This window comes from Ruegeria sp. YTSC004 (assembly GCF_059609805.1).
In genome coordinates this window covers 38,258-63,503 of record NZ_JBXWMJ010000001.1, presented here as the reverse complement: position 1 = coordinate 63,503, position 25,246 = coordinate 38,258, and the positions used below count along the sequence as shown (strand labels likewise).

At 54.7% G+C, this 25,246-nt stretch carries 23 protein-coding genes and 1 pseudogene; 11 read left to right on the top strand and 13 right to left on the bottom strand.

Annotation, left to right across the window (positions count from 1 at the left end; genetic code table 11):
- The first annotated feature begins 94 nt into the window (after positions 1-94).
- Positions 95-1,438, top strand: a complete 1,344-nt coding sequence (uxaC, locus tag AC2FFP_RS00295) for a glucuronate isomerase (protein WP_496880726.1) — start codon at positions 95-97, stop codon at positions 1,436-1,438.
- Entirely contained in the window at positions 1,439-2,635 is a 1,197-nt protein-coding gene (locus tag AC2FFP_RS00290) for a mannitol dehydrogenase family protein (RefSeq protein ID WP_496880608.1), read from the top strand. It abuts the gene before it with no gap.
- Here the strand turns inward: AC2FFP_RS00290 and AC2FFP_RS00285 are convergent.
- The 10 genes and pseudogenes from AC2FFP_RS00285 to AC2FFP_RS00240 all read right to left on the bottom strand — a co-directional run bounded on the left by AC2FFP_RS00285 (position 2,622) and on the right by AC2FFP_RS00240 (position 13,626).
- Entirely contained in the window at positions 2,622-3,485 is an 864-nt protein-coding gene (locus AC2FFP_RS00285) for a sugar kinase (protein WP_496880607.1), read from the bottom strand. The genes AC2FFP_RS00290 and AC2FFP_RS00285 overlap by 14 nt on opposite strands.
- On the bottom strand, positions 3,482-4,363 hold the full coding sequence (locus AC2FFP_RS00280) for a DMT family transporter (protein ID WP_496780457.1): 882 nt from the start codon (positions 4,361-4,363) through the stop codon (positions 3,482-3,484). The genes AC2FFP_RS00285 and AC2FFP_RS00280 overlap by 4 nt, the downstream gene beginning before the upstream one ends.
- Before the next feature lie 3 nt (positions 4,364-4,366).
- A pseudogene (locus AC2FFP_RS00275) lies at positions 4,367-5,293 on the bottom strand (NAD(P)-dependent oxidoreductase); the annotation flags it as partial.
- A gap of 100 nt (positions 5,294-5,393) precedes the next feature.
- Entirely contained in the window at positions 5,394-6,398 is a 1,005-nt protein-coding gene (locus AC2FFP_RS00270; RefSeq protein WP_496843499.1) for a Gfo/Idh/MocA family protein, read from the bottom strand.
- Positions 6,395-7,897 carry a UxaA family hydrolase gene (locus tag AC2FFP_RS00265; RefSeq protein WP_496843498.1) on the bottom strand — a complete coding sequence of 501 codons (1,503 nt, stop codon included), beginning with the start codon at positions 7,895-7,897 and terminating at the stop codon, positions 6,395-6,397. The genes AC2FFP_RS00270 and AC2FFP_RS00265 overlap by 4 nt, the downstream gene beginning before the upstream one ends.
- Before the next feature lie 24 nt (positions 7,898-7,921).
- The gene (locus tag AC2FFP_RS00260) at positions 7,922-8,872 is read right to left on the bottom strand and encodes a phytanoyl-CoA dioxygenase family protein (protein WP_496843497.1); all 951 of its coding nucleotides are present in this window, start codon (positions 8,870-8,872) and stop codon (positions 7,922-7,924) included.
- A gap of 10 nt (positions 8,873-8,882) precedes the next feature.
- Positions 8,883-10,505 (bottom strand): TRAP transporter large permease, encoded by a 1,623-nt coding sequence (locus tag AC2FFP_RS00255; RefSeq protein ID WP_142634770.1) that lies wholly within the window; start codon positions 10,503-10,505, stop codon positions 8,883-8,885.
- Positions 10,505-11,347 carry a TRAP transporter small permease subunit gene (locus AC2FFP_RS00250; protein WP_472723380.1) on the bottom strand — a complete coding sequence of 281 codons (843 nt, stop codon included), beginning with the start codon at positions 11,345-11,347 and terminating at the stop codon, positions 10,505-10,507. Before AC2FFP_RS00250 ends, AC2FFP_RS00255 begins: the two co-directional genes overlap by 1 nt.
- Positions 11,348-11,363: 16 nt before the next feature.
- Entirely contained in the window at positions 11,364-12,533 is a 1,170-nt protein-coding gene (locus AC2FFP_RS00245) for a mandelate racemase/muconate lactonizing enzyme family protein (protein ID WP_496769764.1), read from the bottom strand.
- Positions 12,534-12,612: 79 nt separating this feature from the next.
- Entirely contained in the window at positions 12,613-13,626 is a 1,014-nt protein-coding gene (locus AC2FFP_RS00240) for a TRAP transporter substrate-binding protein (protein ID WP_496769763.1), read from the bottom strand.
- 198 nt (positions 13,627-13,824) lie between these two features.
- On the opposite strand from AC2FFP_RS00240, the gene AC2FFP_RS00235 reads away from it, so the two are divergent.
- Entirely contained in the window at positions 13,825-14,475 is a 651-nt protein-coding gene (locus tag AC2FFP_RS00235) for a GntR family transcriptional regulator (protein WP_496780462.1), read from the top strand.
- On the opposite strand, the gene denD is transcribed toward AC2FFP_RS00235, so the two are convergent.
- On the bottom strand, positions 14,472-15,440 hold the full coding sequence (gene denD / locus AC2FFP_RS00230; RefSeq protein ID WP_496880606.1) for a D-erythronate dehydrogenase: 969 nt from the start codon (positions 15,438-15,440) through the stop codon (positions 14,472-14,474). The genes AC2FFP_RS00235 and denD overlap by 4 nt on opposite strands.
- Positions 15,437-16,321: an NAD(P)-dependent oxidoreductase gene (locus AC2FFP_RS00225; RefSeq protein WP_496880605.1), complete on the bottom strand. Its 885-nt coding sequence runs from the start codon at positions 16,319-16,321 to the stop codon at positions 15,437-15,439. Before AC2FFP_RS00225 ends, denD begins: the two co-directional genes overlap by 4 nt.
- 190 nt (positions 16,322-16,511) lie before the next feature.
- On the opposite strand from AC2FFP_RS00225, the gene AC2FFP_RS00220 reads away from it, so the two are divergent.
- From AC2FFP_RS00220 to AC2FFP_RS00200, 5 genes are read left to right on the top strand one after another with little or no spacing between them, the layout of a single operon-like run.
- Positions 16,512-17,270 (top strand): SDR family oxidoreductase, encoded by a 759-nt coding sequence (locus AC2FFP_RS00220; RefSeq protein ID WP_496769756.1) that lies wholly within the window; start codon positions 16,512-16,514, stop codon positions 17,268-17,270.
- Positions 17,267-19,063 carry an IlvD/Edd family dehydratase gene (locus AC2FFP_RS00215; RefSeq protein ID WP_496769754.1) on the top strand — a complete coding sequence of 599 codons (1,797 nt, stop codon included), beginning with the start codon at positions 17,267-17,269 and terminating at the stop codon, positions 19,061-19,063. Before AC2FFP_RS00220 ends, AC2FFP_RS00215 begins: the two co-directional genes overlap by 4 nt.
- Before the next feature lie 11 nt (positions 19,064-19,074).
- Complete coding sequence (locus AC2FFP_RS00210) at positions 19,075-19,923, top strand: fumarylacetoacetate hydrolase family protein (protein WP_496721907.1); 849 nt, start codon at positions 19,075-19,077, stop codon at positions 19,921-19,923.
- Complete coding sequence (locus AC2FFP_RS00205) at positions 19,916-20,839, top strand: 2-hydroxyacid dehydrogenase (RefSeq protein WP_496880604.1); 924 nt, start codon at positions 19,916-19,918, stop codon at positions 20,837-20,839. The genes AC2FFP_RS00210 and AC2FFP_RS00205 overlap by 8 nt, the downstream gene beginning before the upstream one ends.
- A gap of 16 nt (positions 20,840-20,855) precedes the next feature.
- The gene (locus AC2FFP_RS00200; RefSeq protein ID WP_496769748.1) at positions 20,856-21,446 is read left to right on the top strand and encodes a LysE family translocator; all 591 of its coding nucleotides are present in this window, start codon (positions 20,856-20,858) and stop codon (positions 21,444-21,446) included.
- Between the two features lie 47 nt (positions 21,447-21,493).
- On the opposite strand, the gene AC2FFP_RS00195 is transcribed toward AC2FFP_RS00200, so the two are convergent.
- Positions 21,494-22,261 (bottom strand): SDR family oxidoreductase, encoded by a 768-nt coding sequence (locus AC2FFP_RS00195; protein WP_496769746.1) that lies wholly within the window; start codon positions 22,259-22,261, stop codon positions 21,494-21,496.
- Between the two features lie 69 nt (positions 22,262-22,330).
- On the opposite strand from AC2FFP_RS00195, the gene AC2FFP_RS00190 reads away from it, so the two are divergent.
- From AC2FFP_RS00190 to AC2FFP_RS00180, 3 genes are all read left to right on the top strand, one after another.
- Complete coding sequence (locus AC2FFP_RS00190; protein ID WP_496769744.1) at positions 22,331-23,389, top strand: L-idonate 5-dehydrogenase; 1,059 nt, start codon at positions 22,331-22,333, stop codon at positions 23,387-23,389.
- A gap of 4 nt (positions 23,390-23,393) precedes the next feature.
- Positions 23,394-24,200 carry a phytanoyl-CoA dioxygenase family protein gene (locus AC2FFP_RS00185; RefSeq protein ID WP_496769742.1) on the top strand — a complete coding sequence of 269 codons (807 nt, stop codon included), beginning with the start codon at positions 23,394-23,396 and terminating at the stop codon, positions 24,198-24,200.
- A 65-nt stretch (positions 24,201-24,265) separates the two neighbouring features.
- A complete protein-coding gene (locus tag AC2FFP_RS00180; RefSeq protein ID WP_496769740.1) occupies positions 24,266-24,979 on the top strand; it encodes an IS6 family transposase in 714 nt (237 codons plus the stop codon).
- Positions 24,980-25,246 lie beyond the last annotated feature (267 nt).

Below are 25,246 nucleotides of genomic sequence, written 5' to 3'. Positions count from 1 at the left end.
CGGGTTCGAACGGGAAAGATGCAACCACTAAAAACTGTGTTAACAATTTCGGGCAGCAGTATCGGAGGCAGAATTGACCGGTAATTTGAATGGCATGGCAGAAGACCTGTACCTGGGCATCAGGGACCTGCCGATCGTATCTCCGCATGGTCACTGCGATCCGGGGTGGTTTGCAACCGATGCGCCGTTTCCCAACCCGGCAGAACTGCTGGTGGTTCCCGACCATTACGTGTTCCGTATGCTCTATTCGCAGGGCGTTCCCTTGTCCGAACTTGGCATTGGGGAAGAGGGGCGAAAGAAGGATCCTCGCGCCGTTTTTCGCACTTTTGCCGAGCACTGGCATCTGTTCCTGGGAACGCCATCCCGGATCTGGATGAATTACGTGCTGCATGAAACGCTGGGCGTGTCTGAGGAGTTGTCTTCGCGCACGGCAGACCAGGTTTACGATGAGATCTCAGAAAAGTTGGCGCGACCTGAATTTCGTCCGAGGGCTTTGTTCGACAGATTTGGGATCGAGGTTCTGGCCACCACAGATTCCGCTCTCGACAGCCTCGTTGAGCATCGGGAGATTCGTACAAGCGATTGGGGTGGGCGAGTTGTTCCGACGTTCCGCCCAGACGGGGTTTTGGATGGGGCGGACCCGGAGTTCGTACAAAACCTGAAAAAGTTGGCCGAGCTGACGGGCTGTGATCTGGGCAGCTACGATGGCTACCTCAACGCGCTGCGAATGCGGCGGGCTTATTTCATCCAGCTGGGCTGTACGGCCACCGACCACGGTATCGAACGTGTGCAGACCGAGTGGCTGGACGACCCGGATGCGCTGTACCAACGGCTGAGACGGCGGGAAGGTACAGAACAAGGCGCGCGCCGGTTCTATGGACATATGCTGATCGAAATGGCGCAGATGTCTATCGATGATGGTCTGACCATGCAGATACATGCTGGCAGCAAGCGCAACACGAACGACGCGGTAATGCGGGACTTCGGACGGGACAAGGGGGCCGACATTCCAATCGCGATGAATTGGGTCACGGGCCTTGAGGCGCTTTTGAACCGGGTCGGAAACTCGGCGGAACTGCGCATCATACTCTTCACATTGGACGAAAGCACCTATGCCCGTGAACTGGCGCCCATGGCGGGACATTGGCCGTGCCTTAGGATCGGGCCGCCTTGGTGGTTCCACGACAGCCCAGCCGGTATAGCGCGGTATTTCGATCAGATTGTTGAAACGTCCGGATATTACAATCTGGCCGGATTCAATGACGACACGCGGGCTTTTCTGTCCATTCCTGCACGGCACGACCTGTGGCGACGGGGAGTGGCGATTCATTTGGCCGATCAGGTTGCGCGCGGCTATTTCGGTCGGGATAGTGCTGAGCATCTTGCGCGGTTGCTGGCTGTCGATTTGGCGAAACAAGTTTACGGATTGCAAAGCTAGATGGGTACAATTCTTCACTTCGGCCTTGGAAACTTCGCCCGGGCGCATTTGCTGGACTACACGGATCAAGCTGGCGGATGGGACGTTGTCGGCGTCAGCCTGCGTTCATCCTCGGTTCGGGATGGATTGGCCCAACAAGGTTTCGAGTACGATTTGTGCGTACAGGGGCAGGGCGTCCGGCGCATCAAAGCTCTGCGTGACGTTCTGGTCGTGCCCAATGATCGCACAGAGATTTTCGATGTGATGGCGGATGCCGAGATCATCTCGGCGACCGTCACCGAGAAAGGTTACCATTTGGACGCCGCGGGCAATCTGAATCTTCAGGACCCAGCGATTGCCGCCGATCTGGCAGGGCAAGGGCCTGTGACGCTGATCGGTTTTTTAGCTTATGGCCTTGCGGAACGGTGCAAGCCAGTAACGGTGCTAAGCTGTGACAATCGCATGGAAAACGGCAAAACGCTCGGAACGGCAGTTGCCGATTTTGCGAATGCAGCCGGCCTGGACGTGAATTGGAATGCCGTTCGCTTTCCAAACGCGATGGTCGACCGGATCACCCCGGCTACCACGGACGCCGTTCGCGCAATCAGCGGCGATCCTATGGCTGTTCCGACCGAGGCGTTCTCGGAGTGGGTGATCGAAGACAGTTTCGCCGGTCCGCACCCAGATTGGCCGGGCGTGCAACTGGTCGATGACGTAGCCCCGCACGAGATGCGAAAACTGCGCATGTTGAACGGTGCCCATTCCCTGTTGGCTTATGGCGGCTTGGAGCGAGGCCTGACCTACGTCCACGAAGCGGTTCGAGACCCGGTTTTGCGCCCGCTGGTTTCCGAGTTGATGAAGGATGCGGGCGCAACGCTGCCCGCAGCACTGCAAGTACAGGTTCCGGACTATGCCGAGGCTTTGTTGCGCCGCTTTGAAAACCTCGAGCTGGCGCACCGTCTGGACCAAATCGCGATGGATGGCAGCCAAAAGCTGCCGTATCGGTTTGTTCCCACACTCCGTGAGACCAGCTCTCAGGCGGTGATTGCAGGGATGCGGGCCTGGATCTCCTTTTGCATGTCCGAGACCGCCAAGGGCAGGACGCTGAACGATCCTTGCGCGTTGGAAATCGCCTCGGCTGTCAAACAGCCAGATCCGGTAGTGCCACTTTTGGACCTTGTTGGCGCTGAGGATCTCGCGTCACTTATCCGGGAATGATCGCGCCGCGGAACTGAACAACGGTGGACGCCAGATTGTGTCCGGCCATCAGGGCCTTGGCCTGCGATTTTCCTGTCAGCAAGGCTGCGAGGTACCCACCGTTGAAACTGTCGCCCGCCGCTGTGGTATCCAGCACGTTTTTGGCAGGCTCATAGGTTTGGTCAATGTTCTGACCAATGGGCAGAGGGCCATCCTCTCCGCGTTTCAATGCACCGACACCGTGATGATCGGTAAAGCGTGCCGCCACTTGATCCGCGCTTTCCCCGAACAGTGCCATCTCGTCGTCGATGGATGGTAGGGCAATATCTGCACGCTGCCAAAGCCGTTGGTTGATCTGCCGGGCGTGTTCGGCGCTGTCCCAAAGACGCGGACGAAAATTGCTGTCATAGACCAACCGGACTGAAGAGCCTTCGAGCCAGTCCAGAAGCGCAAGCCTTACTGAATGCGGAAGAATGGCCACGGAAATCCCTGACAAGTACAGCACGTCGTAACCTTTCAGCGAGCTGAAGTCATGATCGGCAAAAAGCTGGCGGGCGGCCGCCTCGCTGCGCCAATAGGTAAAGCTGCGTTCACCGTCCGTAGAGGTCGTGATCGCGTATAGTCCCGGAGAAGCGTTGGGAATGATGCGGATGCCGGATGTCCCGATGCCATGGCTGGCGACAAAGTCCGCGATGCGCCCTGAGAACGGGTCGTCGCCCAGACATGTCACATACTCCACCTGCAGATCAGGAGCCGCGCGGTGCATGTAGATGGCTGTGTTCAGCGTATCCCCGGCGACGCCCAACTTCGCGCCGGTCTCCAGCATGGACAATTCGATCATTGCTTCGCCGATGCAGGCAATTCGCGTCATTTCTTTTCTCTTTTCCAGATGATGAGCCCGGCAACCATGATCAGCGCAGCCCCTGCCAACGTGAATGCGTCCGGTACAGTGTCAAAGAACAGATAGCCCCAGATCGCAACGTAGATCAGGAACGAATAGGTGAATGGCATCAACTGGTTCGCCGTTCCGAACCGATGCGCGTTAGTCAGCAGTTGATGCCCGCACCAGCCAAAGACGCCAAGGCTAATCAGGACTATCAGACTCCAGGTGTTTTCCGGCTGGACCCAAAACCAGATGGCGAAGGGCAGCAGGACCACCGTCCCGGTAAGCCCGAGGTAGAATTGCATGGTATCCACCGCAACAACCCCGGACAGCCTGCGCGTCATGATCGAATACAAGGCCAGCGCAGTGGCGTTATAGACGATCAGCAGCATGGTCGGATGAAAGGCCGAACCAAACGGCCGCACGACAACCAACACCCCCAGAAAGCCCAGGATGATAGCCGCCCAACGCCATGGTCCTACTCTCTCCTTCAGCACGAAAACGGACAGGAAGCACACGATGACCGGGCTTGAGAACATGATTGCCGACACGACGGTCAGAGGCAAAAACCGCAAGGCATAAAAGTTGAAAACGGTCGCCGAGATCAGCAGTAAGGCCCGGCTAATGACCTGCCATGGATGGTCGGTCTTGAATCGGCTGGCCTCAATCCCGCCTTTGGCGATCACACCCACAGAGATCACAAAGTGCCCCGCGTAGCGCATGAACGCCAACTGAAATGCCGGCACGCCGGCCAACGCCAACCACTTGGCCCCAAGGTCAACCAACGAAAAGAATAGCCACGCCATCAGCATCAGCACAATGCCAAGGCGCGGCAGGTCAGCGGTGGGGTTGGCGGAGACGGCCATCGATCAGGTGTTGAAACGCTTGACGTAGTAGTCAACCATCTGGCTAACCATATCATCCGCCTGACCGTGGTCGCGCGCATCATTCAGCGCCGAAAGCGCGCACTGCGACATCACGCTGGAAACGCCTGCATCGCGTGCCATACGGTCATAATACCCAAGGTCTTTTGCCGCGTTCTTGATGGCAAAGGCCAGCTGATTTGGGTCGCTCTCAACGCCGTAGGCTTTGACGAAATCCATCATTCCAGAATGCAGAGGCCCTGCGGCCATAACGTCATACACCTGTTTACGGTCAACACCGGTGATATCAGCCATGGCAAAGGCTTCGGCCATCGCGTTCGCAACGGTCATTCCGAAGAAGTTGTTGATCAGCTTGATCGTGTGTCCGGACCCAACGGGGCCAAGATAAAAAACGTTTTCGCCCAAGTCTTTCAGTGTCGGCTCGGCCTTGTTAAAGGCAGCCTTGTCGCCGGAAGTCATAATGTTGAGCTTGCCCTCTAGCGCGTGCGTAGGCGTACGGCCAAGCGGCGCATCAAGATAGCTTCCGCCGGCTGCGGCAACCTCCTCGGCCAAGGCGCGTGTGCTGCCTGGAAGCGAGGTGCCAAAGTCGATGACGATCGCCCCGGGTTTCAATCCCGCGATCACTCCATCTGCGCCGCGCATACGGCTTTCGACCTGTTCCGAGGTGCCCATGCACAACATCACGATGTCGCTGGCTTCAGCCAGTTTTTGGGCGTTTTGCATCTCGCGGGCGCCACGGTCAATCGCGGCGTCCAGGTATGTGCGGTCGCGGTTTCCCAATACAGCGACCGAGTATCCTTGGTCCAACAGTCGGCTCACCATGGCTCCGCCCATTAGTCCCAAGCCGATAAACCCGATTGATGGTTTGCTCATTGGTTTCCCTTTCCGTGAATGTGTCTGGTTTTCATTCTTGTGTCTGGCGCGCGCGGCTTTGCAGTTTGAATGCTCATATTGCCCGACGGATAATCATTGGTCTTTGGGTGGTCCGGTATTTTGCCGGGCCGCATGTCAATCAGGCCGGCGCCCGCGCTCGAGCCGTTCGCGCCTTCAGCCCCTGTTCGATCCATGATGTGACCTCGAGCGTCCGGGCTGCATCCTCGACATCGATTAGTGGAGGGACGCCGTTGATCACGTCAAGGAAGTGATCCAGTTGCGCTTCAAGCGGTGCGCGTTGTTGTTCCGGTCGTGTAAGTTGGTTTTTTTGGGCCGCAGTGCCCCAATCCTTTCCACGCCACAGAGTCATGGAGGGAAAACTCACAGCGCCGCTGGTTCCCGTGATCCACATCATGTCCTGATGGGTCGTGCCGATGTTCGGGTTTTCGCCGGTTCCGGCTTCAAATCCCCAAGGGCTGGGTGCGGTGTCGGCAAAACTGATAGTGCCCGTCGCGCCGTTTTCGAACGCAATCGCAACAGCCCCGCTTTCTATCCGATCCGATCCGCGGATCGACGCGCCAGGCAGGGCGACGACATCCGAGATTTCCCCGATCACAAAGCGCAAGACATCGATATCATGCACCAGATTGATCATGACTGGACTGCCATCGGAAGTCCGCCAGTTCTGTTCAAAATAGCTCTCGGGTTTACGCATGGCCCACAGCAACGAGACGTTGATGACTTGTCCGATCGTACCTTGCTTGATCACTTCTTTCAGGCGCTGCAAGGTTGTGTGATACCGTCGATGGTGGCCTACAAGGCTGCAGACATCGGCCTTGCGAACGGCCGCCCTAAGGCGCTGGGCATCATCGACCGATGCGGCAACCGGCTTTTCGATCAGCATGTGCCAACCGCGGGATGCGGCCAGAATGCCATGTTCGGCATGCAGGCGGGTCGGCGTCGCGATGATGACGCCATCCACCGGGCCCTTCACCTTGTCCATACTGGCAAAACGCGGCGCGTCGATCTGGATCGAGCCATCTGGATCGGCCAACCCGACCAACACGCAGCCGGGGTGCTCGATCACGGCGCGCACGTGGCGGATACCGATCAATCCACCGCCGGCTACAAGGATCCGTTTCACATCACCGCTCCGATTTGCCAGGGAACGAATTCGTAGTCGCCCAGGCCCTGCGCCTCGGACTTGGTTCGCGCGCCCGAGGCGACTTGGAGCAGCCGTCGGTATATTTCCTGTCCTTTCTCTTCGACGCTGGCACCTTTGGTCAGAATGTCGCCAGCATCCACGTCCATGTCTTCTGGCATGCGCGCTGCCAACTCAGAGTTTGTAGCGATTTTCAGCGTAGGCGCCGGTTTGGACCCAAAGGCAGAACCGCGCCCCGTGGTGAAGCACACTAGGTTGCAGCCGGCCGCGATCTGCCCGGTCACGGAGGCCGGGTCATAACCGGGGCTATCCATGAAAGTGAAGCCTTTGGCGGTGATGGGTTCGGCGTATTTGAATACACCGGTCAAAGGCGTGGTTCCGCCCTTCGCCGCTGCCCCCAACGACTTCTCAAGGATGGTCGTCAGACCGCCTTGCTTGTTGCCGGGGCTTGGGTTGTTGTCCATCGAACCGTGATTGCGGGCGGTATAGTCCTGCCACCAATCGATCAGTCCGATCAGTTTTTCCCCAGTTGCGCGACTAAGGGCGCTGCGGGTCAAAAGATGTTCGGCTCCGTAGATTTCGGGCGTTTCCGCAAGGACCCCTGTGCCGCCTTGGGCAACCAACAGGTCGCAGGCATGCCCGAGCGCCGGGTTGGCGGTCACACCTGACCAGGCGTCCGATCCACCGCATTGCAGCGCAACCATAAGTTCGGACGCCGGGGCTTCACTGCGTCCCGCCTCATTGGCAATGGGCAGCATTTGGTTGATCTTACTGATGCCCATTTCGACGGTGCGGCGCAATCCGGCAACGTTCTGGATGTTCATCGTCTGGAAGGTAGGACTCTGCTTCAGCCCATACGCGTCCAGCAGCCAGTCGATCTGGTTCATCTCGCAGCCTAGGCCGACCATCAGAACGGCAGCGTGGTTGGGATGTTTCGCAAACCCCCACATGACCCGTTGAAGAGCTTCGAAACCGTCGCCGGAATCGGCCATCCCGCAGCCCGTTCCGTGGACAAAGGCCACCACGCCGTCGACGTTCGGAAACTCGGCCAACTTGTCCGGCGTGAAGTGGTTGGCGATCATACGGGCCGCAGTCGCCGAACAATTAACTGTGGTCAGAACCGCGATGTAATTGCGCGTGCCGACCCGACCACTGTCCCGGTGGTAGCCCATGAACGTATCGACCGAGGTGGCGGGTTTCATGGGCCTGTGATCCGTCGCAAACTCGTAGTCCACACTAGTGTTGCGGAACTCGATATTGTGGGTGTGCACATGGTCGCCAGGTTCGATCGGTTGGGTGGCGTAACCGATAATCTGGGCGTATTTTCTGACAGGATCGCCGGGTGCAAGATTCCGCGTGGCGACCTTGTGTCCCGAGGGGATGCGCGTATTGGTCATGACATCCTCCACCATACTGCCGGCCTCCAGGGACCGAGTTGCAACAACCACGCTATCCGTTCGATCTAAACGTACAAAAGTCATAATCAGCTTTCCTGGCGGCAGCAGCTAGGCGCAGAACGGTGAGTCCGATGTCCACCGGTGAATATCTATGTGCGGTTGTCCGGACAGCCTTGCTCGCGCCGCTTCCCAATTAGATTTGCAGACACGCCAATCTCGCAGTTCGGTTTCGGGGCGCGATCTGGACCTCGCGATGAAGCTGGGGAAATGGCCTCGACCGGTGGGCTGGCCTGCCGCACTGAAGCGGATGTCGAACGACCAGCGGAACCGGTCCGTTTCATTGACCAGCGAAGCATGTGGCGTCAGAGGGTGAAACAGGATGATCCCGCCCGCCTTGACAGGAAGGGGCACAGCCCGGCCTTCGTCAATGAATCCGTCGGCAATACCAGTCTGCGTCCGCGCGCAATGCGGCAGGATGGATTGGTCATGTGCCTTTGGCAGCACTTGCAGGCAGCCGTTTTCGACCGTTGCATCGTTGACGGCAATCCACACCGTGACCATGTCGGTCTGATCCGCATCCTCCAACGCAACCGCCCGGTCCTGATGCCAGTCCGTCGCTGTGATGTGCGCGCGCACCTCATCCTTGGACAGCTTGAGAACGGGGGGCTTCAGCCGGACGTGCTGGATTGGATTGCTCACCAACTCTGGCCCGATCAACTGCTCGACAATGTCAAGCATGGGCCGGGCCGTTAGCAAGTCGAACACTGCAGGCCCGATATGGAAAGGTGTGTCCGCCATGATCCGATCGCCGGGCAACGAGATGTCCAGCGGCTGGAAATAGTCGCAACCGGCCTGATAGGCGGACAGAAGTTTGTCCCAGAAGGTCATTCCAGACGGTTCGTCCTTGACCAGCCCTCTTTCGTACCAACCGTCATAGAGCCGGCTCAGGACATCCGAGTATTCGATCTGTACCCGATCAAGGACATCGGCAGGGATAACATCCTCGACCACGAGGTATCCGTCCGTCTGGAACTTGCCAATCTGATCTTGTGTCAGCATGGGTGCGACCTCACAACAGCAGCGCGATGATGCCCGGCCAAATCAGAAGAACGGAAAGCGCCAGCAACTGGATCCCGATGAATGGCAGGAAGCCGCGGAAGATATCCGTCAGACTGATATGTGGCGGGGCCACCGACTTGAGGTAGAACGCGGCCGGGCCAAAAGGGGGCGAGAGGAAGCTGACCTGCATGTTCATACAGAACACGACGCCGAACCAGATGGCGACATGACTCGGCTCCAACTGGCCAAAGACTCCGATTTCTTCGATAGGAAGGCGCAGGACGATCGGCAGAAAGACCGGAATAATCAACAGCACGATTCCGACCCAATCCATGAATGCGCCCATGAACAGCAAGATCAGCATCATCACCAGAATGACCAGCATGGTTGGCAGCTCCTGGCCGACGATTAGGTCGGCCACGTATTGGGGCCCGCCAGCAATGGTATAGGCACCCGCCAGCGCGGCGGCTCCGATCGTAACCCATATGATGGTGCCTGTGGATTTTAGGGTTCGCATCAAGCTGTCCCAAACCAGCTCGAACGATCCTTCGCCCCGCAGGATGGCGATAATGAGAACGGCGAAGGCGCCCATGCCCGCAGCCTCGGTGATGCCTGTGATCCCGCCATAGATCGAGCCGAGCACGACGCCGATGACGACCAGCGGAGCGACGAGGCCTTTGCCCATTTCCCACCCGATTTTAGCGCGCTCTCTGCCAAAGACGAAGAAGATCAGCAGAAGGGCAACGATCGTGATGCCGGCAAACCAGGGCAGGTAGTCAGCCGTTCCCAGCCTCGCGGGCTCGCCCTGGCTGGCAGCGTTCGAGCCTGAGAGCTCGAAAAACGCGGCCCGGATAAACAGAACGGTGGAAAACCCGGCGACGACGATGCTCATGAAGGCCCCAAACAGTTTGCGTTTTTCGGCCGGTTCGGGGTCGTTCGGATCCGGTTCCGGCAGCGGAGCGTGATGAGGATTTAACTGCGTGCGGATGATGATGTACAGGATGATCATCGAGGCCAGCATGAAGCCAGGAATGAAAGACGCGGTGAACAGCGACTTGATCGAGGTTTCGGTGATCAGGCCATAGATGATCAGAACGATGGAGGGAGGGATCATGGTGCCCAGCGACCCCGAGGCGCAGATGACGCCGATCGCGAGATTTTGATCGTACCCTAGGCGCAGCATCTGGGGCAGGGCGATAAGTCCCAGCAGGACAACCTCGCCACCAATTATGCCGGACATGGCTGCCATGATCACCGCCATGATCGAGGTCACGATCGCGATGCCGCCGCGTGTTCTGGAAAGCCAGACATTCAGCGACGAATACATGTCACGCGCGATCCCGGATCGCTCTAGCAGCGACGCCATGAAGATAAACAATGGCACTGATATGAGCACGTAGTCCGTTAAGAGCCCATATATCTTCTGCGCCAGGATATAGAGCGGCCCAGTGCCTGGCCGACCGGTGAGAACCCCGTCGCCGAATGAAAATGGGTTCAAAAGCAGTGTCGGTTCGAACTTCAGGACAAGAACCAGAACCGCAAGGGAAGCCGAGGCCAGACCCAAAGGCATCCCGATCGCCAGAAGCACGATCAGGGCGACCATCAGGATGAGTGAGATTGTTCCAATATCCATCAGTCTTGTCCCACTGCTCGTTTGATCATTTCAATTTCGTCTTCGTCCGGTTCATCTGTGTGGATTTCCGGTTCTTTGTTCCAATCCGCGATCAAGTTCAAAATTGCTTGCATTGCGACGAGCGTAATCACGATCAGCACCATCGGCTGCAACGTCGCCGGGATCGGAGGATTGAAGGCGGAGCCATAAAGCTCCCATTTATAGAGCTTGTTGACGAACACCTGTTTGTAGCTGCCGTAGACCAGAAAGAAGGCAAACAGTACGATCAGGATTGTCGAAACCGTATCAAAAACACGCTGAAGCCAACGTGGAACTGCGTCGTACAGCAGGAATATTCGAATGTGACTGCGTTGTTGCATGGCGTAGTAGCCAGACATCAAAAACACAAAGCTGGCGAACCAGAGTGTCATTTCGTTGGCCCACTCGGTCGGCTTTTCCAAGATATAGCGCATGAAGACTTCGTAGAGCATGACGACAGTCATGATTGCGATCATCATCATGGTAACTCGGCCTATGAACAGGGCGAAACGATCCATAATCGTCGAGCCTTGGAACTCCATCGTCGCTGGGCGCACGGTCTTGGTACCAATCACTGCAAGAAACGGCAGAAGTACTAGCGCGGCCACGTCGATGATGTCGACATACCCACCGAACACGCCATGCAATTCGGGCGTGACGTCGCTGCGCAGATATATTTCCGTTACCTGGCTTTTGAGGGATTCAGAGGTGTAAGGCAGCCAATCCAATAGGAATGCCGGGAGATGCCAAACAAGCCAACTGGCAGTCGCGACGAAGGCTAACGGTATAAGCCATTCAATTGGTCCGCCTGAATTCTTGTGCATCGCGTAACCCTCGTCCCTATCCTTCGATCCTGTAGTGATCGATAAAGTCTCGATCCGGCTCGACCCCCAGTCCGGGGCCAGTCGGGATCATGACACGGCCGTTGTTGGCCTTGACCTGATTTTGAATTTCCAGCGGTACGGTCAGCAGATTGTCCCGAAACATGTTGTCCGTTGTGTCGAACTCCAGCATAGGCTCCCATGGATGCAAACCGCCTGGAATTGCTGGCATGGCCGCCAGTAGGTGTAGATTAGTTGCGACGGCGATGGCGCTGCCCCAGACGTGATTTACGACCGGAGTGAAATGTGCGTGGCATAGGGCCAGTACCCTGAGATACTCTGAAACACCGCCCAAAGCACATACTTCTGGCTGCGCTATATCAATGCCGCGATTTTCAAGAAGATTGCGCCAGGCCCAGCGATTGAATATCGCCTCTCCGCCCGAGATGTTGACTTTAAGCGAAGTGCGCAGTTCGCGGTACCCGTCAATGTCTTCTGGCGCGACCGGTTCTTCGAACCAATATGCGTCCAGCTCTTCCAGCGCCCGACCGACAAAAAATGCGTCCGAAGTCGTATAGGCATGGTTCGCATCGACCATAAAAGGAAAGTCGTCACCAACTCCGCGTCGAACTGCTTCGCACAACTTCACATCAGGCTTCGGGCCAAAGCCCGTTTTCATTTTGGTGGCGGTAAATCCCATTTCCTTGATCTTCGCGGCTTCCTCCTCAAAACGGCTGGCCAGACTAGAAATCGGTTCATCCCGAAGCATCATGCCGTAGCCGTAGCAAGGAACGCTTGTGCGATGCGCGCCGCCGACAAGCTTATGAAGGGGTAGGCCAGAGATTTTGCCGGTGATGTCCCAAAGTGCGATGTCTACCCCGGACAAAGCCTGTATTGGCATTCCGCTTTGGCCATGGTCTCGCAGAAGGTTGTACACCTTGTGCCAGATCACGTCTTTGTCCAAAGGGTCCATGCCAAGAACCAATGGTTGGATTACCTTTTCTACGATGGACTTGTTGGCAATGGCTACGTTTCCGGGACCAAAACACTCCCCCCAACCGGTTACCCCTTCATCTGTCCGAATCTCGACCAGATGGGTTGTACGTTTGTCATAATACTGTTGCGAGTAGCCCAGAACTTCCGGCATGTCGTACTGCAGTACATGGCTTATTATTCTGTTGATTTTCATGAAGTTATGGATCCATACGCCGATCCAGAGGGGCCGCTAATGCGGCCTCTCCGTGCGTCGTAATTCGGTCGAAGTCTGACTATTGCATTGCGCCCAGGTCACGCAGGAAGTTGATGTGGCTTTCCAAAAGCGCCTGTGCCTCAGGGGTCGTCGCGAACTCAGTCCAACCGACCTGAACGGCCGCGCGATACGCTGCCAGGTCTTCAGGCGACCATTCGTACAACTGAACACCTTTTGCTTTCAGGTCTTTTGCAGTCTGAGCGTTCTGCACTTCATTGATTGTGGCATTGTGCAATGCCAAGCTATCCATTGCGACTTCCATGATCTTCTTGTGGTGCGCAGGCATCGCTTCCCAAACGTCTTTGCGACAGGCTAGGTGATCTGCAGGCATCGAGTGAAAACCGGGATAGTTTGTGTGACCTGCGATCTCGTACAGACCCAGTCCCACGTTGTTAGTCAGGTTCGCGGCATCCGCGCCATCAATGATGCCGGTTTCCAAAGCCGTAAAGATTTCGTTGAAGTCCATAACGATCGGAGAAGCACCAAGTTCCGCGAACACTTTGGTCGCAAGGCCTGGAGGGGAGCGGAATTTCCAATCTTTGAAGTCGTCCACTTTTGCAATCGGCTTGGTCGAAGAAAGCGACTCCGGCCCGGGAATCCACCATCCGATGAACTCCATGTCATAGCCGTTGTATAGATCATTCACAGCTTCTCTTCCGCCGCCATGAAGAAGCCAAGCCATTTGCTGATATGGGTTCTGATACCCGCCGAGCAGGTCGCCCGCAAACTGGAAGGCCGGATTTTTTCCCGTCTGATAGCCGCCGCCCGTCATGTCGCAGTCCAGAATTCCCGTAGCTGCGGCATCGAAGGTTTCAACTGATTTGACCACCGAAGAGGAATAGAACATTTCAACTTCGATTTCGCCGTTCGACATCTCCTGAATGTCTTCAACGTATTTTGCAGCCATCTGACCAGACAGAGTTTCGGGTGAAAAATGGGTTTGAATTCTAAGTTTCGTTGTTTCAGCCATCGCGAAACCGGCTGCCATTGTCGTGGCTACGGCCGCCACGGCCGCTGTCTTGACTATTTTCATAGTGTCCTCCCAGACGTTGAGCATTGCGCTTAGTGGGAGATCTTGTCGCCTCCGCTGCTGTCACGCAGATAAACGTTAAGCCGACGAATCGAATGCAACAAGAAAAATTTGAAATTTCTAAAAATTTCGAGATTATTGCATAAACTCGAAAATTTGCTTACGACGCTACTTGGACAAAAATTGAAGGCGCACACAGGGATGAAAGAAGAAATCGATATTTATCAAAATCTTAAAATGCGCCTAGTCTCTAATGGATTCGAGCATGGAGCCAAGGTGAGAGCCGAAGAACTTCGTATTGAGTATGGCTGTTCTGCGAGTGCGGTTCGGGAAGTCCTTTTTCGTTTAGCCGCTGTTGGATTGGTGGACTTTCAGGAACAAAAAGGTTTCCGTGTGCCAATGCGTTCGCCGCAGAAGCTTATCGAACTGACACACGTCCGTGTTTTGTTGGAGGCCGAAGGCACTGCGATGTCGATCCGCAATGGCGGAGTGGATTGGGAAGCAAGATTGACGGCCGCGCATCACAAACTTAGCCATATCGAAAAACGCATACACTCCACAGACGACCCGAGCGGCCTGATCGAGATATGGTTTGCCTCGGAGAAGGAGTTTCACCAAACGCTTATTTCTGCCTGTGGCTCGGAAACCTTAAAACAAATGCATAGCCGAGTTTACGCGCAATTCAGACAGCAGTTGATGGTGGCAGATCGGAACTTTGAGTTCATTTCTCAAAACATAAGACACCATGCCGATATACTTGAAGCAGCATTGTCAGGGGATGAGCAGTTAACACGAGAAAAAATTCACGATCATCTGAAACGCCACCTAACTGGAAAGACGATGGGCGACTAAAGTCGAAAATCGTCTTCCAAATACACCTGAATGATTTCGTCGAAGCTTGATTCCGCCTTAAACCCCAACTCCAGGGCGCGATCTGTTTGAAAGTCGCGCGGCCAATTCTTGACTATTCTTTCGATTGCCTCGTCGGGTTCTCGCCTAATTAAGCCCACTGCATCTTGACCGGCCACATTGCGCAGCGCTTCGATTTGTTCGGCGACGGTGCAACTTACGCCCGGCATGTTCAAGGCGCGTCTGTCGTTCAAAAGCTGCGTGTCCATAGTTGCTGCATGGGTCAAAAAAGTCGCAGCGGCGCGAGGGCTGGCGTGCCAGTGGCGAACAGTTTCGGCAACTGGTAAGATCGCCTCATCCCCATTCAATGGTTCTCGGATTATACCTGAAAAGAAGGAGGAAGCGGCAGCGTTGGCCTTGCCCGGGCGCACACACAAAGTGGGTAAGCGCAAAGAAACACCATCGATATATCCTTTCCTGCTGAAATCCGTGATCATCAATTCAGACGTCGCTTTTTGTGCTCCATAACTGGTCAAAGGTGCCGAGAGGAACTCATCACTTATCTTTTCGGGGAACGGCGCCCCGAAAACTGCTATGGACGAGGCAAAAACCAGACGAGGTGCGTACTCGCCTCCTGATGCCTCGTGTTCATCTCTGAGTGCGTTCAGCAGTGCCCAGGTCGCCAAAAGGTTGACATCCCAACCCAACGCAAAGTCTGTCTCAGCTTGGCCTGAAACGATAGCTGCAAGATGGAATATGACGTCCGGGCGTTGAGCTGCAACCGACTCGGCGATGCCTGCCGCAGTCAAGTTCCCCACAATCTGATTGCCTGGCGCACTGTCTAGCGGGAACGAAAGATCGAACAGTGAGAGTTGAGCATCTGCTCCAAAAATTTCTTGGGTCCAAACGCGTAGGGCCAGTTTCTGGCCCAGCATTCCTCCACCGCCCATAACAAGGATCCGCGTCACAGCATTCCATTCCGTTTTTTGAGTTCCAGATACAAAGCCGAATGATCCAGCTCGGCCCCATCCATTTCGTCTATCAGATATTCGAAACGGTCGCGCACAGATCGGGTGCTAGGTAGCTCAACGCCAAGGCTGCGTGCTTCTTCTAGCGTGTTGTCCAAATCCTTTAATTGAAACTTAGACAAACCTCCGGGTGCAAAATTTCCATCAGACATGCGTTCGCCATGTTGTTGCAAGATAATACTATCCGCAAAGCCCCCCTTCAGTGCGGCCCTCAACGCGGTGGGGTCTGCACCGCCTTGCTGAGCCAGTAGAGTCGCCTCGGCGACGGCCGATATTGTCACAGCGACAATTGTTTGATTGGCCAATTTGCACAATTGACCAGAACCACTTGGGCCAACATGCACAGGCTGGCCCATTGCTGTCAGAACCGGTCGCACGCGCTCCATAACGTCCTGATCGCCACCGACCATGATCGCAAGGGTGCCAGCTTCGGCACCTTTGGTGCCACCGGAAACCGGGGCGTCCAGATGCCGCACCCCCATCGAGGAAAGCTGCGCGGATTGCTCTCTTGCGTGTTCGGGTTTGGCGCTCGACATATCAATCCAGATCATCCCCGTTTTGAGTTGCTCGCGGAAAGCCTCGTCAGCAAGTAGCGCGCCGGTCGCGTATCCATCCGAGAGCATGGTTATTATTGCGTCTGCACCCGAAACCGCCAGCGGGGCAGTTTCCACCAATGTCGCGCCTTCTGCTGTCAACGGTTTTGCCTTTTTCAAGCTGCGGTTCCATACAGTGAGCGGAAACTCGGCGCGCAAAATATTTCGCGCCATAGGAGCTCCCATCAGGCCGGTTCCCAACAGAGCCACTTTGAACTGCTTGCCCATCATTTACTGTCCTTCCGAAGGTGCGCCACGCATGGTTATGGCCAAACCAAAATCTCTGTCATACGCTAACGGCTCTGTGCCCACATGCCAGAAGTCGTTGCAAATCCGCCAAGGTTTCTTTGCTTCTCTGTTGATCTGTGGGACGAAGTAACACTTGTCCAGTCGCCACTTCTGAGGTCGGAATATTCATATGTCAGAAAGACTTAAGGGAAAACACGTCCTGGTCACAGCCGCCGCACAAGGGATCGGACTTGCAAGCGCAATTGCAATGGCAAGAGAGGGTGCGAAAGTCTATGCAACGGATATTAACCCTGAAAACTTAAATTTGATTCGCGGTCACAATCTCGAAAATCTCGAAATTTTCGAGATGGATGTGACGAATAATGACAGTATTCATCATGGGGTCGCGCGAGCGAAGCCAGACGTTTTGTTCAACTGCGCCGGGTTTGTGCATCACGGAACTATTCTGGATGCAACCGATGAAGAGTGGGATTTCGCCATGGACCTTAATGTGCGCTCAATGGTGCGCACGACAAAGGCTGTATTACCGGGAATGCTAGAGCGCGGAGGAGGCTCGATAATCAATATGTCTTCCGCACTGGGTTCCACAATCGGTGCGCCAAATCGTTTTGTATATGGAACGACAAAAGCCGCTGTTGTTGGGCTGACGAAATCGGTGGCCGTGGACTTCATAACAAAAGGAATCCGGTGCAATTGCATTTGTCCGGGAACAGTCGACAGTCCCAGTTGGCGTGACCGCGTAGATGCGTTGGGCGAGCAACTGGGCAGCAGAGAAGAGGCCCTTGCACAATTTGTGGCGCGACAGCCTATGGGGCGTGTAGCGAAAGCAGAAGAGATTGCTGCATTGGTCGTCTATCTGGCGAGCGATGAAAGTGCATTCACCACAGGACACACGCACATAATTGACGGGGGTTGGTCAGGCCAATGACAAAAGTATCAAAAAACGATTTGCGATCTCGCAAGTGGTTCATGAATTCTGAGAACCTTGAGATGACTGCATTGTATCTGGAAAGATACCTGAATTACGGTTTGACCCGTGAGGAACTGCAATCAGGCAAACCGATCATTGGCATTGCCCAGACCGGCAGTGATTTGAGCCCCTGTAATCGGCATCATATCGAATTGTCCAAACGTGTTCGCGATGGAATCATCGCCGCCGGGGGAACGTGCATCGAAATACCGGTCCATCCGATACAAGAGACCGGTAAACGGCCAACGGCCTCACTCGACCGCAACCTGGCTTATCTGTCCTTGGTTGAGAGTCTATTTGGGTATCCGATTGATGGCGTTGTTCTCAACATTGGTTGCGACAAGACCACGCCCGCACTTCTTATGGCCGCTGCGACTGTCAACATCCCGGCGATCGCCCTGTCGGTCGGCCCCATGCTCAACGGTTGGTGGAAAGGTGAACGCGCTGGATCGGGCACGGTTATATGGAAAGCGCGCGAAGACCTTGCGGCTGACGAAATCGACACCGATGAGTTCATGGAAATCGCAGCCGCCGCAGCACCTTCGGTGGGCTATTGCAATACGATGGGAACAGCAACGACCATGAATTCGCTTGCTGAGGCCTTGGGTATGCAATTGCCCGGATCAGCAGCCATTCCAGCCCCGTATAGAGAGCGCGGTCAAATCAGTTATGAAACGGGTAAACGCATTGTGGACATGGTCTGGGAGGATCTACGCCCCAGCGATGTGATGACACGTCAAGCTTTTGAGAATGCGATTGTTATCAACTCTGCGATTGGCGGATCGACGAACGCGCCGATCCACCTGAATGCGATCGCTCGGCACCTTGGTGTTCCGTTGACCAACGATGACTGGCAGAAACTTGGCCACGACGTTCCTCTGTTGGTTAACATGCAGCCAGCGGGTGAGTATCTGGGCGAAGATTACCAACAGGCCGGAGGTGTACCCGCCGTTGTCGGTGAGCTTCTTGATGCTGGATTGCTGCCGCATCCCGATGCGATAACGGTGAACGGTAAGACGATGGGCAATAACTGCTCGACGCGCCGGTCTCAGAATAGCGACGTAATCAAGCCTGTCAGTAGCCCGGTTAAGCAACAGGCGGGGTTCATCAATCTCTCGGGCAACCTGTTCGAGAGTGCGATTATGAAGACATCTGTGATCTCAAAGGCATTTCGAGAGACCTACCTGTCGAACCCGGATGATCCAAATGCGTTTGAGGGCAGGGCGATTGTGTTTGATGGGCCTGAGGACTTTCACCATCGGATCGATGATCCCGCAGAAAACATCGACGCAAACTGTATTCTGATTATGCGCGGAGCGGGACCAAAAGGATACCCGGGTGCTGCAGAGGTCGTGAACATGCGGCCGCCCGCATATTTGTTGAAACAGGGCATCGAAGCTCTTCCTTGCATCGGTGATGGACGGCAATCCGGTACATCAGGAAGTCCGTCTATCCTGAATGCCTCACCCGAAGCTGCAGAGGGTGGTGGGTTGGCCTTAGTGAGAAATGGTGACCGACTGCGCATCGATCTTGGCAAAGGCACAGCGGATATGCTGGTTTCGCTCGAAGAGCTGCATGAACGCGCTCGCGATCTGGAGGCAAAGGGTGGGTATTCAATGCCGCCCAACCAATCCCCGTGGCAGGAGATATTCCGCGAAAAAGTAGATCGGTTGGATCGCGGTATGACGCTCAAGGGTGCAGAAAACTACCGCGATATCGCACGAGGCTTCATGCCACGCGATAACCACTAAAAGGAACAGAAATGAAACTTGTTCGTTACGGAGCCGAGGGCTCGGAAAAGCCTGCGTTGGTCGACTCTGAGGGTCAATTGCGGGATCTGTCAGCTCATATCAACGATATTACGGGGGATATGCTGGATGATGGAACGCTAGATAATTTGCGTTCGTTGGATCCGAACAACCTGCCAATTGTGGAGGGTGATCCTCGTATCGCACCGTGTGTCGGCGAAATCGGAAAATTTCTTTGCATCGGTTTGAACTACTCGGACCATGCTGCAGAAACCGGCGCAGATATTCCCGAGCATCCGATACTTTTTTTCAAGGCTAACTCAGCGGTCATAGGGGCATATGACGATGTTGTCATGCCGCGCGGATCTACCTGCACCGATTGGGAATGCGAACTGGGGGTCGTCATCGGTAAGACGGCCAAATACGTTTCCAAGGCCGATGCGCTCGAACATGTTGCGGGCTATTGCATCGTAAACGATGTGTCGGAAAGGCATTTTCAAACTCAACTGACCGGTCAATGGACCAAGGGCAAGTCGTGCGACACATTTGGCCCTACTGGTCCGTGGCTAGTGACCCGGGATGAAGTGCCTGATCCTCAAAGTCTTGGTATGTCACTGGATGTAAACGGTCAGCGCATGCAAACCGGGAATACTGCTACAATGATTTTTTCGGTTGCCGAGATCATTGAGCATCTAAGTCAACTTTTCACATTGCACCCCGGTGACGTCATTTCAACTGGAACACCGCCCGGTGTCGGAATGGGGATCAAACCGAAACCAGTTTACCTAAAAAAAGGCGACGTCATGGAGCTTCGCATCGATGGGCTTGGTGTTCAGCGGCAAAAGGTCGGTCAAGATGACTGACTTATTGCAAATCGGAGGGATCACAGAACGGATGCGAGAGCGCCTGTCCGCAGCGTTCGACATTCATCAATTGGACGATTTCAACGCGGAAAATGTTACGCATATCGTTACGAACGGGCACGATGGTGTTCCGCATAACCTGATGACATCACTCGATAATCTGAAGATGATCAGTGTCTATGGGGTCGGCTACGACGCCGTCGACGCAAATGCAGCAGCTGAGCGCGGGATTGTTGTGACGCACACGCCCAATGTTTTGAACAAAGAAGTCGCAACCACCGCCGTTCTGCTGTTGCTGTCATGTTATCGAGAGCTCATACGTGACGACGATTACGTTCGGTCCGGACGGTGGGAAGTTGAAGGTAATGCCCCTTTGACACGATCAGCGGACAATCAAAGAATAGGCATTCTTGGTCTTGGTCGCATTGGTCAGGCGATCGTTGATAAGTTGGAGCCGTGGGCCCCCGAAATCTCTTATAATACCCGCAATCAAAAGGATGTCCCGTACCGATATTTCGACAGTTTGGTTGAAATGGCAGAACATGTGGATGTCCTCATATGCATCACGCCCGGCGGCCCGTCGACCAATAGGCTGGTCAACGCTGAGGTGTTGCGCGCGTTGGGGGCAGGGGGCACTCTTATAAACGTTAGTCGAGGTTCAGTTGTCGACGAAACTGCCCTAATCAATGCATTGCAAAACGGTGAGCTCGGGTGGGCAGGGCTTGATGTTTTTGAAGACGAACCGCGCGTTCCAAAAGCATTGCGCGAGTTGTCCAATGTCGTTCTGCTCCCTCACGCTGGTAGCGCGACTATTGAGACACGTGCAGCTATGGGTGACCTAACTGTCGACAATCTCCTGCAACACCTTGAGGACGGATCGGTGATCACAGCTGTGCCGGAATGCAGAGATCTGTAGAAGGCCAATCTGAATAGTGTTTGAGTTTGCCGTTGCGGTTTTCTTTCTGCTGATTACGCCTGGCCCAGGTGTTTTGACAACTGCGGGTATTGGATCAGCATTTGGTTTTCGAGCTGGGCTAGCTTTTGTGGCCGGTTTGATGCTGGGCGGGTTCATCAACATGATGTTTGTTGTCTCTGGAGTCGCTGCAGTAGCTTTGGCTATACCGGTACTTAGAACTTTGCTGCTATTTGCCTCTGTTGGGTATTTGGGATTTCTTGCCTGGCGTATTGCAAGAGCTGGCTCAAAGGTCGGGTTTTCCCCCGCGGTCTCGCCACTTGGTTTTGCGAACGGGCTGACACTTCAGTTCATTAATCCCAAGGCTTACGTGGTCGGCACTGCATTGTTTTCAGGGTTTGCCTTTTTGCCCGATGCGCCCGTTTGGGAGGTCGTCATAAAAATCGTAATATTCAATATGGTTTGGGTGCCAGTGCACATGATCTGGCTGGGTGCTGGCGCAAAGCTAGGCAGCCTTGATTTAAGTGAGAGATCACATCAAAGGATCAACTTTGCGATGGCGGCTTCATTGATGGTTGTTGTGGTGATTGCTTTGGCGTCGGCGCTTTAAACAAAGCCTGCGTCAGTCGTACCTAGCAGACGGTTGAAAGACATAAATCAAAGTGACGCCGTTATTCCGCCATCAACGTAGAGAGTATGTCCATTGACGAAACTGGATGCAGGGGAGGCAAGGAATATGGCGGCGCCGACAAGTTCTTCCACATTGCCCCAGCGACCGGCCGGGGTGCGTTTCTCGAGCCATGCACTAAACTCAGGGTCAGCAACCAATGCGGCGTTCAAAGGTGTATCGAAATATCCAGGCGCAATGGCATTGCAGTTTAGGCCATACTTAGCCCAATCAGTCGCCATTCCTTTTGTAAGGTTGGTCACGGCACCTTTTGTCGCCGTGTAAGGCGCAATACCCGGTCTTGCCAATGCGGATTGAACCGACGCAATGTTAATGATCTTGCCTGACTTTCTTTCAATCATGTGCCGTGCCACAGCCTGACCGACATGAAAGACGGACGCTACATTTGTCTGTAGTAGGTGCTCGAAGGCATCAGCGGGGAAATACTGTAGCTCCGTCCTGTGTTGCATTCCGGCGTTGTTTATCAGGATGTCTATGGGGCCGACATTGTCTTCAAAGTTGTCCACGGCAGATCGGACACCTTCATGATCGGTTGCATCGAACGAAAGTTCACGTACCGAGGCGCCTGTTTCGCTCAACTCGGATGCTGCTGCCGCTAGTTTCGCGGTGTCGCGCCCGTTCAAAACGACTTGCGAACCGGCGGCAGCCAAGCCACGGGCCAACGCAAATCCAATGCCTTGGCTAGAGCCTGTTACTAGTGCGCGTGTTCCCTCTAGGTTGAACATTTCAAGCATCATCCAAATACCCCTTGGTTGTCAGCACCGACTATCCGTATCTTTTGGCAATATGTATAGGGAGTCTGTGCAATGTCTTCGGCCAATGTTGCTGTTGTTATCCATGCCGCAAAAGATCTGAGGTTGGAAAACCGGGACGTACACGACGTGGGGCCAGACGAAGTCTTGATTGCCATGCGCGCGGGTGGGATTTGCGGCTCTGACCTGCATTATTATAACCACGGTGGTTTCGGTGCGATCAAGTTGCGTCAGCCGATGGTGCTAGGACATGAAGTCGCCGGAGAAATCGTGACAGTCGGGTCAAGTGTGCAGGGGCTGCACTTAGGCCAACTGGTTGCAGTTTCTCCATCCCGCCCTTGCCAGGCCTGCATTTATTGTCTGAACGGGCAGCAAAACCACTGTCTTGATATGAAGTTCTATGGCAGCGCGATGCCGTTCCCGCATATCCAAGGCGCTTTTCAAAGCAAACTCGTGGCGAAAGCCAGTCAATGTGTTCCGGCAGATGGGTTGAGCCCTGCGCAGGCCGCTATGGCCGAACCTCTGGCTGTCTGTTTGCACGCGATTAAACAAGCCGGGAACCTCTTAGGCAAAACGGTACTTATCACGGGATGCGGTCCGATTGGCTGCCTCACGATCTTGGCGGTACGTCGTTCTGGTGCGGCCAGAATAGTGGCGACGGATATCTCGGACCAGACCCTCGCTCTGGCGCGTGAATGCGGGGCAGACGATGTCATCAACACCTACGCCGATCCGCAAAAACTGGAGCAGTTTGAAAACGACAAGGGCCAGGTTGATGTCCAACTGGAGTGTTCTGGGGCTCAATCGGCTCTGGCTTCTGGCGTCGCATGCTTGCGACCGGGTGGAACATTGGTTCAGCTTGGTCTGGGTGGAGATATGACTGTGCCGATGCAGGCGTTGACTGCAAAAGAGATAGGGCTTCGTGGGTCTTTCCGTTTCCATTCCGAGTTCTCAGTCGCGGTCGAGATGATGCGAAGCGGACTAATAAACGTCGACCAGTTGGTGACGCATTCCTTCGAAGTTGGCGAGGCTGTAACTGCCTTTGAGGTCGCGTCTGATCGAAGCCAATCAATGAAAGTGCAGTTAACGTTTCCGGAAAATGACGATGGATAGACGAATGCGTGATATTGCAAAGACTTATGAAAGAGACGGTTTCGTAGCTCCGCTGGATATCCTGACAGCTTACGAGGTCCAAACGCTGCGCGATGATTTTGAAAAAGCAGAGCGCATTCTCAGAGACGACCCAGAGAAACTCAAGCTTCTATATTCTTATCCGGACAGGCTGATACCATCATTCGATGCACTTCTTCGCCATCCGAAGCTGATTGAGGCTGCTTCAACAGTGTTGGGGCCGGACCTCATGGTTTGGAGCGGTGCACTTTTCGTAAAAGAAGCGCGATCATCGAAGATAGTCTCGTGGCATCAAGACTTGACCTATTGGGGTTTGGATGATGCTGAAGAGGTAACCTGTTGGGTTGCAATTTCGGAAGCGACTGAGCAAAGCGGGTGTATGAGGTTTGTTCCTGGCAGCCATAAAAGCCGTATCGTGCCTCACGTGGACACCTTCAGCGAAAACAATCTCTTGTCACGTGGGCAAGAAATCGCAGTCGATGTAAACGAAAAAGATGCAGTTGCTGCCGAATTGCGTGCAGGGCAGGCATCAATGCATCACGGGCATCTCTTTCACGCATCAGGGCCCAATAACACAGACGATAGACGCATTGGTGCGGCGTTGCGTTTCATAAAGCCCTCAATGAAACAGCAAAACAGGGTGAAAACTTTGGTTGCGCTAGTCGCAGGGCGAGATGATTTTGGGCATTTTTTAGTTGCGTCCTCCCCTCAGGGCTTTTTGCATGAGAACGATTTCGTTTTGTGTCAAAGGGATGCAGATCGCAAAAAACAAATACTCTTCGCCGGAGTATAATGACTCCCTTCGAGGGTCTTGTCAGAAGAACTTTGCTTGAGCGGGGTAGGGGTGTTGCGTAGCTTTTGCCCCTGACCAGACCTGCCTCTTTCAAATACTTAAAAACCAGTCCCGAGATCATCCGCTTGGCCGTGATGCTTTACATCCGTTTCCCGCTCTCGCTTCGGAATGTCGAAGATCTGCTGCACGAGCGAGGCATCGACGTGAGCCACGAAACCGTCCGATATTGGTGGAACAGGTTCGGCCCGATGTTTGCCTCCGAGATCAGACAAAAGCGAGTTCAGCAATTGCGAGCACACTCGAAATGGAAATGGCACGTCGACGAGGTCTTTGTGAAGGTGAATGGCAAGCGACACTATCTGTGGCGGGCTGTTGATCACGAGGGCGAGGTGCTGGAAGCCGTTGTCACCAAACGCCGAAACAAAGCTGCAGCACTGAAATTCCTTAAGAAATTGATGAAACGGCACGGTTGCGCCGCGGAGGTCGTGACCGACCGGTTTGCATCCTACAAAGCAGCGCTCAGAGATTTGGGTGCTCTCGAAAAACAACAGACGGGCAGTTGGCTCAACAACCGCGTTGAGAATTCGCACCTGCCTTTCCAACGAAGAGAGCGCGCTATGCAACGTTTCAGGCGCATGCGAAGTTTGCAGAAATTCGCCTCCGTTCATTCCTCCGTCTACAACCACTTCAACCAGGAAAGATCGGTCGCCAGCCGAGACACCTTCAAGCTGACACGCACCGTCGCTCTTGCCGAGTGGCGCGAACTTGGTATGGCATAAAGGGCACCTATATTGGCTTAGCTGAGACTAGTTCGAATTTGTCTGACGGCACCGCCACTCATACCCGCCTCAATTCAAATGTGCTTTCCGCCGCAAGACCTTACCCAAATATCGGCGCGCTCGAATTTTCACGTTTCGGGTGACGGCAAATTCACTGCAGTCCGGATTCGCGCAACCCAATCCCATTGCCGATTGGCCTGAGCGCCCGGTTTACATCAGGATTAATCGAAACAGACAGCGAGCCGCGTTGCTTTGATGCAGTTCCGT